The 15167-nt window shown below is 30.4% G+C and carries 18 protein-coding genes (1 of these 18 running past the window's edge); all 18 read right to left on the bottom strand.

Going from position 1 to position 15167, the window contains the following annotated elements; translation table 11 throughout:
- A protein-coding gene (locus ACVEGE_RS14665) for an ISAon1 family transposase N-terminal region protein (protein ID WP_225738116.1) crosses the window boundary here: on the bottom strand, window positions 1–283 show its 5' portion. It extends 80 nt beyond the left edge of the window; only the first 283 of its 363 coding nucleotides appear in the window; it begins with the start codon at window positions 281–283; its stop codon lies beyond the left edge, outside the window.
- A 309-nt stretch (window positions 284–592) separates the two neighbouring features.
- Window positions 593–721 (bottom strand): hypothetical protein, encoded by a 129-nt coding sequence (locus ACVEGE_RS14670; protein ID WP_255505360.1) that lies wholly within the window; start codon window positions 719–721, stop codon window positions 593–595.
- A 104-nt stretch (window positions 722–825) separates the two neighbouring features.
- Window positions 826–2001: a TerC family protein gene (locus tag ACVEGE_RS14675; protein WP_192500975.1), complete on the bottom strand. Its 1176-nt coding sequence runs from the start codon at window positions 1999–2001 to the stop codon at window positions 826–828.
- Window positions 2002–2032: 31 nt separating this feature from the next.
- On the bottom strand, window positions 2033–3544 hold the full coding sequence (locus ACVEGE_RS14680; RefSeq protein WP_192500976.1) for a helix-hairpin-helix domain-containing protein: 1512 nt from the start codon (window positions 3542–3544) through the stop codon (window positions 2033–2035).
- Between the two features lie 3 nt (window positions 3545–3547).
- A complete protein-coding gene (locus ACVEGE_RS14685; protein WP_192500977.1) occupies window positions 3548–4957 on the bottom strand; it encodes a PP2C family serine/threonine-protein phosphatase in 1410 nt (469 codons plus the stop codon).
- Window positions 4958–4960: 3 nt separating this feature from the next.
- Window positions 4961–6013, bottom strand: coding sequence for a TerY-C metal binding domain-containing protein (locus ACVEGE_RS14690; protein ID WP_192500978.1), 1053 nt, complete (start codon window positions 6011–6013; stop codon window positions 4961–4963).
- A 246-nt stretch (window positions 6014–6259) separates the two neighbouring features.
- Window positions 6260–6895, bottom strand: a complete 636-nt coding sequence (locus tag ACVEGE_RS14695; protein WP_192500979.1) for a vWA domain-containing protein — start codon at window positions 6893–6895, stop codon at window positions 6260–6262.
- A 159-nt stretch (window positions 6896–7054) separates the two neighbouring features.
- Entirely contained in the window at window positions 7055–7693 is a 639-nt protein-coding gene (locus tag ACVEGE_RS14700) for a vWA domain-containing protein (protein WP_192500980.1), read from the bottom strand.
- A 1-nt stretch (window position 7694) separates the two neighbouring features.
- Window positions 7695–8306: a TerD family protein gene (locus tag ACVEGE_RS14705; protein WP_173854566.1), complete on the bottom strand. Its 612-nt coding sequence runs from the start codon at window positions 8304–8306 to the stop codon at window positions 7695–7697.
- 15 nt (window positions 8307–8321) lie between these two features.
- Complete coding sequence (locus ACVEGE_RS14710) at window positions 8322–8873, bottom strand: TerD family protein (protein ID WP_173854567.1); 552 nt, start codon at window positions 8871–8873, stop codon at window positions 8322–8324.
- Window positions 8874–8877: 4 nt separating this feature from the next.
- Complete coding sequence (locus tag ACVEGE_RS14715; RefSeq protein WP_192500981.1) at window positions 8878–9843, bottom strand: hypothetical protein; 966 nt, start codon at window positions 9841–9843, stop codon at window positions 8878–8880.
- Window positions 9844–9863: 20 nt separating this feature from the next.
- Window positions 9864–10949: a toxic anion resistance protein gene (locus ACVEGE_RS14720; protein ID WP_173854569.1), complete on the bottom strand. Its 1086-nt coding sequence runs from the start codon at window positions 10947–10949 to the stop codon at window positions 9864–9866.
- 9 nt (window positions 10950–10958) lie between these two features.
- Complete coding sequence (locus ACVEGE_RS14725) at window positions 10959–11567, bottom strand: TerD family protein (RefSeq protein WP_173854570.1); 609 nt, start codon at window positions 11565–11567, stop codon at window positions 10959–10961.
- A gap of 4 nt (window positions 11568–11571) precedes the next feature.
- The gene (locus ACVEGE_RS14730; RefSeq protein WP_173854571.1) at window positions 11572–12126 is read right to left on the bottom strand and encodes a TerD family protein; all 555 of its coding nucleotides are present in this window, start codon (window positions 12124–12126) and stop codon (window positions 11572–11574) included.
- Window positions 12127–12128: 2 nt separating this feature from the next.
- Window positions 12129–12935: a phosphoribosyltransferase family protein gene (locus tag ACVEGE_RS14735; RefSeq protein ID WP_173854572.1), complete on the bottom strand. Its 807-nt coding sequence runs from the start codon at window positions 12933–12935 to the stop codon at window positions 12129–12131.
- A 9-nt stretch (window positions 12936–12944) separates the two neighbouring features.
- Window positions 12945–13604: an HAD family hydrolase gene (locus tag ACVEGE_RS14740; protein WP_192500982.1), complete on the bottom strand. Its 660-nt coding sequence runs from the start codon at window positions 13602–13604 to the stop codon at window positions 12945–12947.
- 10 nt (window positions 13605–13614) lie between these two features.
- Entirely contained in the window at window positions 13615–14373 is a 759-nt protein-coding gene (locus ACVEGE_RS14745) for a TerD family protein (protein WP_192500983.1), read from the bottom strand.
- A gap of 4 nt (window positions 14374–14377) precedes the next feature.
- Entirely contained in the window at window positions 14378–14953 is a 576-nt protein-coding gene (locus ACVEGE_RS14750) for a TerD family protein (RefSeq protein WP_173854575.1), read from the bottom strand.
- Between the last annotated feature and the right edge of the window lie 214 nt (window positions 14954–15167).

Raw genomic sequence — 15167 nt, forward strand, 5'->3', positions numbered from 1 at the left:
CGGTACTGAAAACAATTTTACTTGTGTCTTCATTAAGCCATCTTCTATGAGTGATATGAAGATATACTTTATAACCACGGATAGGGAAATCCTGGACTGTTATTTCATCAAAGAATCCTTTTGAACTTAATTTGTTTTGACGATATTCTTTTGGTAGTGAATTAATCTGTTTTGGATAAAGATGGAGAGCTTCATTTTCCTTTTTATAAGAAGTAAGTTCAAAATAGTTTATTATGATCTCAGGTAGTAATAATTTTAGGATCTCATTAAAAGATTCTTGCATTGGGATAAGATTTTAAAATACAAATATCCTTATTTAAATATTTCCCCACAACAATATGTCTTGATCCATAATACCCTTCTCTGCTAACAGATTTATCTCTGCGAGTACTAACTTTTCTCAGGCAATAACCATTAGCATAATCTATTGTGTTCTCTTGCTTCTACAAATGGCGCTCACTTTTCATAAACACGTTATGAGTCATTTGCATGAGTAAATTTGTGTCGTTTTCAGAATTTGCAATCTTCAATAATAATTCCGAAATTTAATTGTGTTTAAGGTTCATAAGCTTATAATTTTATTGATAGTAATTTAAAAACACAACTTTTTTACTTTGCATACTTTTTTAGGACAGTATCCTGCTTCCTCTTTGAAATCAACAATATCAAAATGAAATAATAAATCTTCGGGTAGAAAATATGAAAATATTGAAAAATCCATTTGATTTTTCTTTAATTATAGGACTTATTCCCAATTTTTATTTGAGCCAAAAAAAGACCTCTTTTAATGGAGGTCTTTTCAAATTATAGTAAGCATTAATTTTATTATTCCTCAGTAGATTCTGGATACATTATAGAGATAATTACAGAAAGCACAAGAATTCCACCCACAATTCCTAATGAAATTGGAGAAGGAATATGAAACCATGGAGAAATTAGCATTTTGAATCCAATGAAACTTAAAATTATGGCCAAACCATAAGGTAATTTACTGAACATATGTATAAAATTCGCAAGCAAGAAATATAATGATCTTAACCCTAATATCGCAAAAATATTTGACGTGTAAAGGATAAATGGATCTTTAGATATGGCAAAAATTGCAGGAATGCTATCTACTGCAAATAATACATCTGTAAATTCAATTACCGCTACAACAACCAGTAACGGTGTTGCCATCTTCATTCCATTCTGCAAAGTAAAGAATTTGTCACCGTCGTAATTATCTGAAACTTTATAAAATTTTTGCACAAGTTTTGCACCCGCAGTATCACTAAAATCCTCATCCTCATCACCTTCTCCGCTACCCCAAGATTGTATTCCTGCATATATCAAGAACAAACCAAATATTGTCATTACCAAATTAATTGGAGGTAAATCAAGCTGATTTACGTCAAGAAAATATTTAGCATTAACTCCTCCTAAAATAAATAATCCGAAAATTATTGCTAGAATTAAAAATGCTTTTTCATCCTTTAGGAACTTTATAGCTAATCCAATTAAAGAAAGTGCGATTAAACTCCACACCGCATAAAATGTAGTGCTATCATTCTTTAAAAATGATTCCAAATAAGTTAGATTAATAATACCTACTCCAGCAAATATAAATATGGCTCTAAATAGTAAAGCACCTATAATACCCCAAAATAACACTTTATGATGCAGGTGTTTAGGAACTTTAAAAAATCCAAAAACTAAAATAAAAACAAAGAGATTATCTACTGAAAGTGCTTTTTCAATCCAATATGCTAATTGAAACTGTGTGAATTTTTCTACGGCAACCTCATGTCCACCAGCATCTTGGTTAAAGATATAATATACTACTCCAGAAAACACCATTGAAAGTGAAATCCAAATAACGCTCCAAGTTAACGCTTCTTTTGAAGATACTTCATGTGCTTTTTTGTTAAAGATACCTAAATCTAATAACAGCATTATAAAAATTACTACTGCGAATCCGACTACTAGTCCAGGATGTAAATCGATAATGTTTGTTTCCATTTGTTTAATTAAAGTTATTTAAATTATTTATTTATTTATTGGCCATTGTAATCACTACTACACGTCCACCTTCTTCTTTTGAGAGTAACAATTTTTTTCCATCTGTTAATTCTACCATGCTACCTATAGGGATTTCTTTGTCTTCAGTTACATCTCTTAAAGAGGTCATTTTTTGATTTACTAATACCCATTTATTATTGTGAAAAGTAAAATACCCTACAGGAACCTTTTGCTCAGTACTTAATTTTTCATTTCGAGTGGTATTTCGATTAATATGCCACTGAAAAAGATATTGATTATCATAAACCATTAAACGATGATTCTCTGGTTTCCAAACAGCGTCTTTAAATTGATAATAAAGGTCTAAGATAGGTAATGTTCCTTTATGAGGTGTACCACAAAAGGGACATTTTGGTAAATTTGTGTTATCAAAAACATACCACTTTTGTTCACAAGAACTATTGTAGCATTTTTGCATTAAATCAGTTGTTTTTAATAATCCTATTTCCCATTCCTCAGCAGTTGGTCTTTGCATGGGGTTGTGTAAACCATCTATAAAAACTTTATCAAATAAAGCTTTTAGATAGGGACCTGTAAGTGTGTAAGGCAGTTTATTAACATCGGCCCAAGGTAGATCCCATTTAGAAACTTGGTCTAGTTTGGGTCTATTCATTGCATTGGTAGGGTGTTCAATAAATAGTGCCTTTTCTCCCATTGACAATAAATCATCTTTCTCCGTATCTAAATCGTGCACTTTCCCACCTTTTAAAGGATGTCTATGCAATAAAAACATGTAAATAAGAATAGGCAAAGCGTGCAAGTCCGTTAATCTATTTGGCAGTTTTCTGTTTGGATCGTTTTTATCTAAATGTTTAGATGCTAATACTTCTGGAGCAATAAACTCAGCTGTACCTATTACTTCTGCAGGAAACATACCAGGAACGACCAAACCATCTAAATCAATCATACATGCTGATTTTTCAACTGGGTCAATAAGTACATTATTGTATGATAAATCAGAATGTGCTAATCCCATAGCATGCATTTTTTTTACTCCACGAGTCAAGTTAACACATACTTGAAAATAACTCAACCAGTCACCTAATTCTGATTTTGCAACTTTTAAAGGGAATTTAGGGTTTCTAAATTTTGCACCAGCAAACCATTTACCATTTTTTTCTTTACCTTGGATTAGATCACTTGTTTCATATCCTTTTTTAAAGAAAAATTTAGAATTGTAAATAGGTACAATAATTCCAATTAGACCATTATACTCTACAATATCTGTAGGCCATCTATATACTTCATTTAAATAATAATCACCAGCCTCTTTACTTTGAATTTGAGGCAAATAGTAATTTGTGATTTTTTGAAGGCGTTCTTTTTGATTAAAATCTAATTTGTCTCTAAAAATAGCAACAACATATTTCTTATCAGGACTAAAATATACATCTTTGACACCGCCTCGCATAGGCTCTCCATTATCAACGAATTGATATGATTTAGATTTATCATTAATTGATTGTACCGTAATTGTCTTCATAGCCTAATAGATTATTGCAAGAGTTCTGTCATCATGATTTCCCGGATTCCAAAAATCCATCCAATTGGAAAGTTGGTCTGCTATTTCAGCATTTTCATAGTTAAAATCTACTTTAAGACCCTCTTCATTCTCGCCTTGTAAATCTACTAGAAATTCATTCCATTTTTCTATTTTTTCTAAATTTGCTTCAACTACAAATTTTGGATCATAAATACCGTCAGTCATTAGCATTAAATAAGAGAAATCATCAACTAGCTTAAACCCAAATCTTGTTTGAAATTGTTCACTCTGAAATATTTCAGGCATGGTTATAAAACGTGTTCCACCACCAAACTCGCCTACATCTAACCAGTTCATGAGTTTGATTTCAGTCATATCTTTATTAATTAGTCCAATAGGGCAGTCCCCAACTCCAAAACTTAAAATGGCATAACCAAAATCATATTTTTTTACTAGAGTAAAAATTAAAGTAGCATGAAAATCCTTTAATGGTCTTTCTAGTTTAGTAGCAGTTTTTTCTAATTCTTTATTTACAAACCATGCTGCTTTAGAAAGGTTTTCGTAGACAAAACGGCTTATTTTTTTTGAGGTATTTTCTCCTGTTTTATTGTGATGATTAAACAATGTCTCATCAAATTCTTTTAAGTTTTCTGGCGTAAAATGTTCTTCAAAATAACTAACTATCAAATCACAAGAGATCTTTGAGCCTTCTCTTGATAAACTTGCAGAACCTGCACCGTCCGAAACTGCCACAACGCTCCAGCCACTATCATTAATATTTTTGTACGTAAAATGATCATCTCTAAAAGAACCCACATTAGCATGACTTCTACCTCTTTTTGAAGCAATGACTATTTTCTTGTCTAAAAAATTATCTGAAACTTTTATATTGTCTTCTTTCCAAAAAGGGTCATCTTGATCACTTTTAATATTTTTCCACAATGATTTTGGATCGGGATTTATAATTAAAGTGATTGTTTTTACATTAGGAATAATATTGTCATCTTCTCCTTTAACACGAAATAAAATTTGTATTTTTAGATCACCACTTATTTTTGGGTTTCCAAAAAGTATTTTGTCTTCGGTGTTGAATTCTAAACCAATTTGTTCTAGACCTTGAATTTCAAAAGATATGAAGTCGCTCCAACCAAGTTTGTCAAAGTCAATTTTTGTTTCATAATTTTTATTTACTGTTCCATTAGGTAATGAAATAGATTGCGAAATGATATCATCAATTCTTGTTTTTAATTTCCAATTGACCATAATCTTTCTCTGATTTTCTTGAATTATTTTTACGGAATTAATATTCTCTTCATTTTCAATAAAGGATTTAAAGAGCGCAGCTTTATTAGCCGTAATATCGATCTTATTTTGCGATAAAAATGCTTTGATGTATTTTTCTATCTCTTCCATAGATTAGCCTTGTGTCCTATTAACATCAAAACCACCGCCGCCAGTACCGTATCTACCTTGATTATCACACCAAGGACAGCTACTTATTTCTTCTTCACCAATACAATGTATTTTACCGCAAGTACAAACTGCAAATGCAATTTGATTCCCGCAGCAAGGACAAGTGGGACCACCTATCAACTCATCACTATTGACGGTATTGTTGAAACTAGTATTATCAGCTAATTCAAAATAGGAATTGTCAATTTGATAAGCTCCAACTAATTTATAGCTTTTAGTGCTTAATTCAACACCAGCAAATTGTGAGGGTACGATTGTTTTTCGGTATTTCATTAAATAAGGTCTTTTAGTATTTTGACACTTACCATTAAGAACAACAAAATTATCATCGACCGACTGATTGTTAGTATTTAATTTTTCTAAATTAATTTTAGAAAGCGTTTCACCATCTAATTTTGCTAATTCAAATCCTGTAGTATTATTTTCAACACTAATACTGCTTGTTTTGATAGAATCAGTCACCCATTTAAAAAACTCTTTGTAAGATTGAACATTGGTGTTTTTAAATTCTAATACTGTATCAGTTAATTCAGATAATAATTTAGCATCTGTATTATTTCCAAATGATATAGCGATTAAATTGGCTGCTTTACTCCAGTTTTGTTTCCATTCATTGATAGCTGCTTTACTATCATCAGTAGGCACTCCGTCAGTAAATAGAAAAATAATAGGTTTCCAGTCACCCTTAACTTCATAGGTCGTTTTGACAATGTTAGTTCTTAGTTCATGCATTAAATGTCCTAAACCTTTACTTAAAGAAGTACCACTACCGATAGGGAATTTAGGAGGGTAGAAACTCACAATTTCTTGTAAAGGAACTAAAGTTTTAGGCTGTCCTGCAAAAACTATTATAGATACAAAAACGGTTTCTAAAGCATGGGGATCCGTCTTTAATGCTTGGATAATAGTGGCCAATCCTTCTTCAACTTGTTGAATAGGTTCCCCAACCATTGACTCTGAAATATCAATTAAGAAATATATAGGTAATCTTCTCATTTTAGAAAAATATTAGGAGAGTTAATAAAATAATCAGCAACACTATTTGTGACATATCAATTGATAAACCGTATCCCACTTGGAAAGGTTTTATCATGTTTTTAAAAAAAATAAATATCGGTGAAAAAATGCTATTAAAAAAATCAAAGATTTTCTTGTACTGAGGATTTAATTTGTTTTTGTAGGGTAATAATTTTGAATATAAAAACAGCCCTATAATCAAAATACTTATTAAAATTTTTGCTATCATATTACAACAGTTATTTCACTTGGAGGCGGAGGCAACGTAGTACTTTCTCCTGTTCCTTGGCTTTTATTACCTTGCTCAATAGTTTCAGATACCCACTTGAAAAACTGTTTTAATGTAGCACTATCAGCAGAGTCTAGGTGCACCACATTTTCAGTCAATTCTTTTAAAATTTGATCGTCAGCTTTTGGGCCAGCAGCACAACCAACAACGGCACCAAAGTTTAATTTTTTGATTTCGATAATTTTTTCTCTGTAAAGAGGCATATCGGAGGGTTTACCATCGGTGAAAACAAAAAGTAGTGGTTTCCAATCTCCTTTTTGCGTAGGCGAACTTTTTATTACATTAGTTGTCACTTTTTCAATTACAAATTCTAAACCTGCTCCTGTATTTGTTGGGCCACTTTGAGGACATATTATTTCTGGAAGTTGAAAACTAACTAATTCAGTTAACGGAGCAACTTCAATTACTTCACGGTCGTAAGTTATAATGCTAATCCATAGCGAATCTAATGCCTGAGCATCTGACCGTAATGTATTTATCATGCCACTTAAAGCATTGTTTAATGCTTGTATTGGCTCACCACGCATTGAACCTGATGTATCTAATAAAAAATAAACGGGTAATCTTCTCATGTGTTTTTTTAGATAATAAATTAATTAAAGACTTCCTAAAGTAATTTTTACTGTTATTAAGAACATAAAACCTTCGATTTTCACAAAGGTTTTATGTTTTGTATTCTATATAAGTCACTTTACTGACATTTAAAGCAATGTTTTAAAGAATCATAATCGTTAAACAACAATATTTAATTCCGAGGGTGGTGGAGGCAATTCATCTAATCCAATTACTTCTTTTCCAGATTCCTCCACCTTTGTAGAACTCACTCCAATTGAAGCGGTCACCCATTGAAAGAATTTACCAATACTTGCACTATCAGCAGTATCTAAACTAACTACATTGTCTGTAATTTGTTTTAATATATTTGTATCTGCACCATTTCCTGCTGCACAAGCTACAGTAAACGCCACTTTAGTTTTCTTGAATTCATTTAAACCGCTTTGCCAATCATCAGTAGGTATTCCATCAGTCATTATAAAAACTAATGGTTTCCAATCTCCTTTTTGCTCCGTGGTTGTTTTTTGAACTTCAGTATTAATTTTATTACTGACTAGTTTTAAAGCTTCTCCTAAAGCAGTAACTCCGGTAGCTTTAATATCTACCATTTGGAAAGAAGCTAAATCAGTTAGCGGAATTATTTGCTGTGCCGTAGTATCAAAAGTGATAACGCTTAAAAAAGCAGTTTCAATAGCTTGAGGATTTTGTCTTAATGAACTAATCATTATTTGTACCCCATTTTTTACAGCTTCTATTGGTTCTCCTGACATGGAACCAGAGGTGTCTAATAATAAATATACGGGTAGTCTTCTCATGTTATAAATATTGATTGGTTACAGTATTGACTGTTTGCTCTAATTTTTTATCCTTAGTAGGTTCTCCAATAGCATTGAATTTCCATTCTCCGTTTTTCTTATAAAAAACGCCCATAACCATAGAAACGTGACCAGCAAAACCGGAACCATTTGCAATATCAAATGTTGCGAAAACTTCATTAACTCTTGTTGGTGTTCCTTCATAAATTCTTATTGAAGCAAAAGGAATGGTACCAAAGTCATGTCCTTGAAAGCTATTTAATACAAATGCTACATAACTACAAGAAGCGCTTAATCTTGAAAAATCTACAGTTATAATTTCATTGTCTAATCCATCATCACCCCCCATATCTCCAGTCAAATCATCACCACTATGAGCAATTGAACCGTCTTTAGATCTTAGCTGACCGAAATATATAATGTCTATTAAATTTTTATTATCATCATATAAAGCACATGATGCATCTAAATCTACTGCCTCCTTTGATTTTCCACCGAACCAACCTTTTTTCTCGATTGCCCCCCAGTTTATTCCAACACAAATATTTTGTAATTTATTACCATTACTTTTTTCTAGGTTTATTCTTTGTCCTTTAGTTAAGTTAATTGCCATTTTTTATTGTTTTTTTTAGTTATACTTATTTAAATAATCTTGTAACCCGCCTTTCATACCAATTCCTACGGCTTCAAATTTCCACTCGTCGTTTCTTTTGTAAATTCTACCAAATTCAACCGCTGTCTCAATAGAAAAATCTTCATCTAATTCGTATTTGACTAACTCTGTATTGGTTTGGTCAACAATTCGAATAAAAGAGTTACGAACTTGTCCAAAATTTTGTCTCCTAGTATCAGCATGGTGGATTGTTACCACAAAACAAATTTCTTTGATATCTGCCGCTATTTTAGATAAATCGATTACAACTTGTTCATCATCGCCATCTCCCGCACCAGAAAGGTTGTCTCCAGAATGCGTAACAGCACCATCAGGTGACTTTAAATTATTATAATAGACAAAATGATTTTCATTACTGATTTTACCATTTTCTCCAACAAGAAATACGCTTGCATCTAAATCAAAATCTTCACCAGTACTACTGGAATTACTATCCCAACCAAGTCCTACAGTGAATTTGGGTGCATCGATAGATTGTCTTTGTCCTTTTTCTAAATTAATAGCCATAATTCTAATTAATATTAATGTTTAACATTGCCTTTAAAATATTTGTTTGCTCATCTACATTTTGTAAATCATCTAAGAAATCTACTGATGAAATTTTTTGTAAATATTCATTTAATACTATTTGGACATCATCTGTTAAATCAGTTTTTACTGTTTTTAGTTTTTTATTTAATGCTTTATTCTTTGTTTTTAAATCTTCTACAATTTCATTTTTACCAGAATAATTTTTAGAAATATCAAGACCTTCTCTGTCTTCTTCATTTAAAAAGAAAAAGGATTTATTGTTCATTATGTAAATAAACAAATCATTAGAATCTCTAAACTGGTATACTTCAATTACTTCATTTTTACAAACTAACCCACATAAGTACTTAACTTTGAAGTTTAAAATATTTAAGCGCCCTAAAAGTTTTTTTTCTACAATAGCACTTTTATTCTCATAAGTTTTTCTATCAAAACAAACTAATTCCTGATACTTTTCCAAGGATATTTCTCTATAGTAATCAGATTTGAAATCATTTGAAAAATTTGTAATCTCGTTCCAGTTAAAAGCTTTGTCATCATCAGTTACAAACATTTTATAAAGCTCCTCTAATTTTAGAGACATTGTTTGTGAATGCAACCTTATGCGTTGAGAAATTCTTTTACTATCAATCTCTGAATTTATTTTAGAGATGTAATCATCATTTATATAAATCTCATCAGACAATAATAAATACTGCTGTTCCTTATTTTTCTTTATTTTTTGAAATAAATTGATAAGGGTATCGGTGTACTGAATATGAAAAAGTTCGAGCTTATTGGTGTCGAGATCCTTGTTTTTTTCAAAAAGATTGTGAATGATTTTTGTTCGAATTATTATGCTAATAAAATCCTGATGGTTAAAAAAGTTGGACAACAACTTTAAAACCAACAGTCTTTTTTTACTATCACTAATTATTTGAGCAAAAAACTCTTCGTCATTTTGCATTATTGTCCTTATTGATGTTGTTAACTAACAACAGATTTTTTTAATTCACTTTCAAGACTTTGCAAACCAGCATCAAGTTGTCTTCGCGTTTCAGTACCTTGTTCGTGAATTTGTTTTACCTCTGTTAAGGTATCAATTAATGATTTTGTTGTCATTTTTAAAGTTTCAAGAGATACAATTGTATTTTCATTTTCTCTAGCTACTTCAATACTATTTTGTTTTAGCATTTCTGCATTTTTCTGTAAAATAGTATTTGTTGTTTCTGAAACTCTACGTTGTACTTCAATATTTTGCTTTTGTCTTTGTAAAGCAACAGCAAGCGTTAATTGGTTTTTCCAAACCGGCATTGTTGTCGTTAAAATTGATTGTGCTTTTTCAGCAATAGATACATTATTATTTTGTACAACTCTAATTTGCGCTAAAGACTGCAACATGATAAAACGTACAATTTTCATATCAGCAAGACGTTTGTCTAATCTATTGATGTAAGTTTTCTTGTCAGAGATCTGGTAGTCTTGATACTGGGCACTATTAGCTTCCATTTGAACAAGCTCTTCATTTAATTCAGCAAATCTTATTTGCCCACCAATAATGTGTTTCTCCATCTCTTTAATAAGATTCACATTGCCATCAAACATTGTTTGTAATGAAGTATTGTCTTTAACAGAATTGATCATTCCTGCTTTTACTTTATTACTTATTTTGTCAACATTTACGGTGATTTTATCATATTGCTGAAACAATTTTTTTACGTCTATAACTAATTTATTCAAAATAGGAATTTTAGACATAAACCTTTTCACGGGTCCTTGATCTAATTCATCTACATCTACATAATTAAGTTCAGTCAATAAATCATTGATCAATGTTCCTACTTCTCCAGAATTGTATGTTCTAACATTGTGTAAAAAAGTATCACTTTGTTTTGAAATCGAATTTTGAATTTCAGATCCATAATTTAAAATGGAATTGACATCATTCTCATTTAATTGACTCGTTATTGATTTATAGTTGCCTTTTTCTGATTCAGAAATAGTTTCTAAATTTACATTTCCGTCTTTATCAATCAATTTTTGATTGTCTGAAATTGTTGGTAAATTGTCCATATATTGCTTTTATAGGTGATCTTGTTGAATTGTAATAATGGTTTCTTCTAATTTTCTGTCGGTCGTAGAAACACCGATTGCATTAAATTTCCAGTCGTTATTTTTTTTATAAAAAACACCTAGTACCATTGATACTTTTCCTGAAAATGTAGCATCGTTTGCAATGTCATAGCGAGCAAATTCCTCAGTTACTCTTTTTGGAGTTCCTTCATAAATCCTAATTGACGCAAACGGAATATCTTTAAAATCTTGCCCTCTAAAGCTATTGACATAAAAAGCAACATAACTAGCATTAGGAGATAATTTTGAAAAATCTAATGTTATTACTTCATTATCTAATCCATCATCACCGTTTAAATCTCCAGTTAAGTCATCACCACTATGCAGAATTGCGCGATCGTTTGATTTTAATTTTTGAAAATTTACAGAATCTATATGATTTTTATTTTCATCATAAATGGCACAGCTTGCGTCTAGATCTACAGCCTCTTTCTTTTTACCAAAAAGACCTTTTTTTTCTATTGCTCCCCAATTAATACCAACACAAATATTTTGTAATTTAGTTCCGTTGTTCTTTTCTAAATTAATTCTTTGTCCTTTTTCTAAATTGATTGCCATTCTATTAATTGTATTTGTTTAAATAATCTTCTAATCCACCTTTCATTCCTGCACCAATAGCTTCAAATTTCCATTGACCGTCTTTGTTGTAAATTCTTCCAAATTCAACAGCCGTTTCTATAGAAAAATCTTCTTCTAACTCATAGTTAACTAACTCTACATTATTACTGTCATCAACAATTCTAATGAAAGAATTACGAACCTGACCAAAGTTTTGTTTTCTATTCTCAGCATCATGTATTGTTACTACAATACAAATTTCTTTAACAGATCCGTCTATTTTGCTTAAATCAATTTTAACTTGCTCATCATCACCATCACCATCACCAGTTAAATTATCACCAGTATGAATAACTGATCCATCTGGAGACTTTAAGTTGTTGTAAAATATAAAATGTGCATCAGAAATAATTTTTTTATTATCTCCTAAAATGAATACTGAAGCATCTAAATCAAAATCTACACCTGTCGTGCTACTATTAGTATCCCAACCTAAACCTATTGTAAATTTTGGTGCGTTAATGTTTTCTCTTTGTCCTTTTTGTAAATTGATTGCCATTTTTAAGTTGATTTTATTGTTTTTAAATTATTTAAATACTCGCTAATCTGATGATAATTATTACTTATTGCTAATAGAAAAAGTTCTTCTCGAACCTTAAATGTAATACTTTCTAAAAAGAGGTGTAAATCCTTTTCGTTAAAGTTTAAGATGTACTTTATGATTCGGGTGTTAAATTGAAAATCATCTCGATTAACTACAGTTATTATTTCATTAACACCTTTTACTGAAAAATAGTTCAAATAATTTTCAATATTAGGATGAATTTCTTTATTTGTTAATTCAGCAAAGTAGACAAATAAAAACTTTCCATCAACATTATATTGACTTAAGATTTTATTAATGGTGAATTCATGACTTCCAGTAATTTTAATATCATCAACAAATACACAAAACTTATCGTTTATAAATTCTTTATCAATGTAATATGTATCATTAGAAATTAACTTTACACGCTCTTCAAAATCTAAATTTCCATAATCAGTGACATAGGTTTGGTTTCTAAATATTTTAGATTCGATTGCTGCCTTTCTATCATTTTCAAATAAAAAAATGTTTAAATATTCTTTAAAATAAAAACATAAAAAGTTTGAAGCCGTAGGAATTGATAAATAGGGACTCGGTAAAATGATGATTTCCTCTTGTTTTAAAATTGTATCACCGTGGATGATTATAAAATCATCAAAAAGTTTTTTTGCAAAAGACTTTGCGTAAAATTTATCACCAAATTTAAACCAACTGTAATCTGATGGGTTAAAACTAAAGGCATCTGCCGCGGCTATTTTATGTAAACTGTAACTCTGATTCACGTTCTATATTTATATTAATAATGCACTAAACCCAAATTTTAAAGCACCATCACGGTCTGCTATTGGGTTATCTCCTAAATGTAAAACTCTTTTTTTCTCTACAAATTCTTTTTTACAAACTTGATCATAAACTAGCTTAAACATGTCTTGATTGGGTTTTGAAATTCCAGTTTCGTCTGAATACAATTGGAATGAAAAATAATCATTTAAATCATAATGAGTTAAAAGTTTTCTTAATGTAAACCCTTTTATAAACCCCGTATTGCTTAAAATGTTAATTGTTTTTCCTTTTTCAGTAACCTCTTTAAATAATAAGCCTATGTTAGGGTCAATTAAGTTGGGCTTATACTGCATAAACAATAATTCAGTTTCAGTGTAAAACGCCTCTAATTTGATTGCATCAATTACTTCTATCTTAACATTTAGGGAGTTTAAAATTAAATAATAAATTTCAAACGTATTAAAGTTGAGCCCTGTTTTTTCATTAATACTGTTGCACAATACATCATAATACCGTACTACTTCATTCACTTTTTCTATCGAGTCTTCAATTTCAAAGTAATCTTTAAATAATTTGTTTCTCTTACTTTTAAACTCTGGATTTGACTTTATTAAAGTGAGCCAAAGATCAAAGGAAAGATGGTTGTAATTTGCGTAATCTAATTTCAATTGATTGTATTTAATTAATATATTTTTTTAAAACATCGACAAAATTGTCTGTATGTAGTGGCTCTCCAATTGCTCTAAATTTCCAGCCGTTATTATGACGGTAGGTTTCCCCAAAAACTAAAGAATGTTTGTTTTCTAATTCAGGACTGTTTGAAAGGGTGTATTTCGCAATTTCCTTATTATTACTATCACATGCTCTTATAAAAGCATTTTCTACTTTACCAAATTGTTGGTTTTTTTGAATACCTTGATAAATACACACTAAAAATACTATTTTTTCAATTCTAGCAGGAAGTGATTCTAATTTAATAATAATTTGTTCATCATCACCGTCACCTTCTCCAGTCAAATTATCACCTGTATGAACGATAAGTTCACCATTGCTTAGTAGTTGATTGATTTTTTGTTGTATAGTATATTTTGGTGTTCCTTCAGGAAAAAGCGTATTAGATGTACCTGTTCCAGACGGAAAAGTCATACTGTTAAAAAACACAACGTCTCCACCATGCAGTCCTACTTTTTGACCATTAGAAAACACTAATTCTTTCCCTAAGTTGGCTACTTTCCCATTTGAATCTAATAAAAATGCGATGACATCTAAGTCAAATTCTTCTTCTTTATTTGTTCCAAATAATTTACCTAAAAAACTGCCCTCTTTTTGTTTAACGTCCCAACCTAATCCAATGGTCACTTTCGATAAATCGAATGATTCTCCTTTATCATTTTTACGCAGGTCAATTGTTTGTCCTTTTTGAAGATTTATTGCCATATATTTATTTAATTATTTGTCCACTATAATATTTTTCAAGGAAGAAGCTTAAATCTGCTTTGTAACCAATACCAGAAGCTTCAAATTTCCAGTTTCCATTTCGTTTATACAATCTTCCAAACTCAACACCCGTTTCAATAGAAAAGTCTTCATCTAATTCATATTTTGCTATTTCTTCACCACTGGCATCATCAACAATTCTAATATACGAATTTCTAACCTGACCAAAATTTTGCTTTCTTCTTTCAAAATCTTCAATCGTTACCACAAAAAGTACCTCTTGAACATTACTGTCAATTTTATTTAAGTCAACTCTTATTGCTTCATCATCATCACCATCACTATTTCCACCTGTAGGGTCATCTCCTGTGTGCTCTAAAGCACCATCAGGTGAGTTAAGGTTATTATAAAATATAAAGTAATCTTCCCCTAACAATTTTCTTTCGGAATTAATCATAATTGCTGATGCGTCGAGGTCAAAATCATTGCCTGTTCCTTCATTAGGATCCCAACCTAATCCTACAGTTATTTTGGATAAACCAATATCAATTTTTTGTCCTTTTTGTAAATTTATTGCCATAATCAATTTAAGTTAAGTTTCACACATTTAGCAATGAAACAGGTGTGTTTTTAATAATATTAATTTTTTCACAGCATAAAACTATCAATTTTAATTTTACTGCTTGTATATTTCATCAAATTTATTTTTAATTTAATAATTTTTTTAAGAATATACCGTCAGTTATTTTTATAATTGATTTTGTAAAAATGCTTGGATTAGCTGATTTTAAAGA

The organism is Flavobacterium sp. PL002, from assembly GCF_054165825.1.

What these genes read in the sequence shown, in the direction of transcription:
- ACVEGE_RS14670 (WP_255505360.1), bottom strand. Translation starts at nt 721, where the DNA reads ATGGATTTTTCAATATTTTCATATTTTCTACCCGAAGATTTATTATTT.
- ACVEGE_RS14675 (WP_192500975.1), bottom strand. Translation starts at nt 2,001, where the DNA reads ATGGAAACAAACATTATCGATTTACATCCTGGACTAGTAGTCGGATTC.
- ACVEGE_RS14680 (WP_192500976.1), bottom strand. Translation starts at nt 3,544, where the DNA reads ATGAAGACAATTACGGTACAATCAATTAATGATAAATCTAAATCATAT.
- ACVEGE_RS14685 (WP_192500977.1), bottom strand. Translation starts at nt 4,957, where the DNA reads ATGGAAGAGATAGAAAAATACATCAAAGCATTTTTATCGCAAAATAAG.
- ACVEGE_RS14690 (WP_192500978.1), bottom strand. Translation starts at nt 6,013, where the DNA reads ATGAGAAGATTACCTATATATTTCTTAATTGATATTTCAGAGTCAATG.
- ACVEGE_RS14695 (WP_192500979.1), bottom strand. Translation starts at nt 6,895, where the DNA reads ATGAGAAGATTACCCGTTTATTTTTTATTAGATACATCAGGTTCAATG.
- ACVEGE_RS14700 (WP_192500980.1), bottom strand. Translation starts at nt 7,693, where the DNA reads ATGAGAAGACTACCCGTATATTTATTATTAGACACCTCTGGTTCCATG.
- ACVEGE_RS14705 (WP_173854566.1), bottom strand. Translation starts at nt 8,306, where the DNA reads ATGGCAATTAACTTAACTAAAGGACAAAGAATAAACCTAGAAAAAAGT.
- ACVEGE_RS14710 (WP_173854567.1), bottom strand. Translation starts at nt 8,873, where the DNA reads ATGGCTATTAATTTAGAAAAAGGACAAAGACAATCTATCGATGCACCC.
- ACVEGE_RS14715 (WP_192500981.1), bottom strand. Translation starts at nt 9,843, where the DNA reads ATGCAAAATGACGAAGAGTTTTTTGCTCAAATAATTAGTGATAGTAAA.
- ACVEGE_RS14720 (WP_173854569.1), bottom strand. Translation starts at nt 10,949, where the DNA reads ATGGACAATTTACCAACAATTTCAGACAATCAAAAATTGATTGATAAA.
- ACVEGE_RS14725 (WP_173854570.1), bottom strand. Translation starts at nt 11,567, where the DNA reads ATGGCAATCAATTTAGAAAAAGGACAAAGAATTAATTTAGAAAAGAAC.
- ACVEGE_RS14730 (WP_173854571.1), bottom strand. Translation starts at nt 12,126, where the DNA reads ATGGCAATCAATTTACAAAAAGGACAAAGAGAAAACATTAACGCACCA.
- ACVEGE_RS14745 (WP_192500983.1), bottom strand. Translation starts at nt 14,373, where the DNA reads ATGGCAATAAATCTTCAAAAAGGACAAACAATTGACCTGCGTAAAAAT.
- ACVEGE_RS14750 (WP_173854575.1), bottom strand. Translation starts at nt 14,953, where the DNA reads ATGGCAATAAATTTACAAAAAGGACAAAAAATTGATATTGGTTTATCC.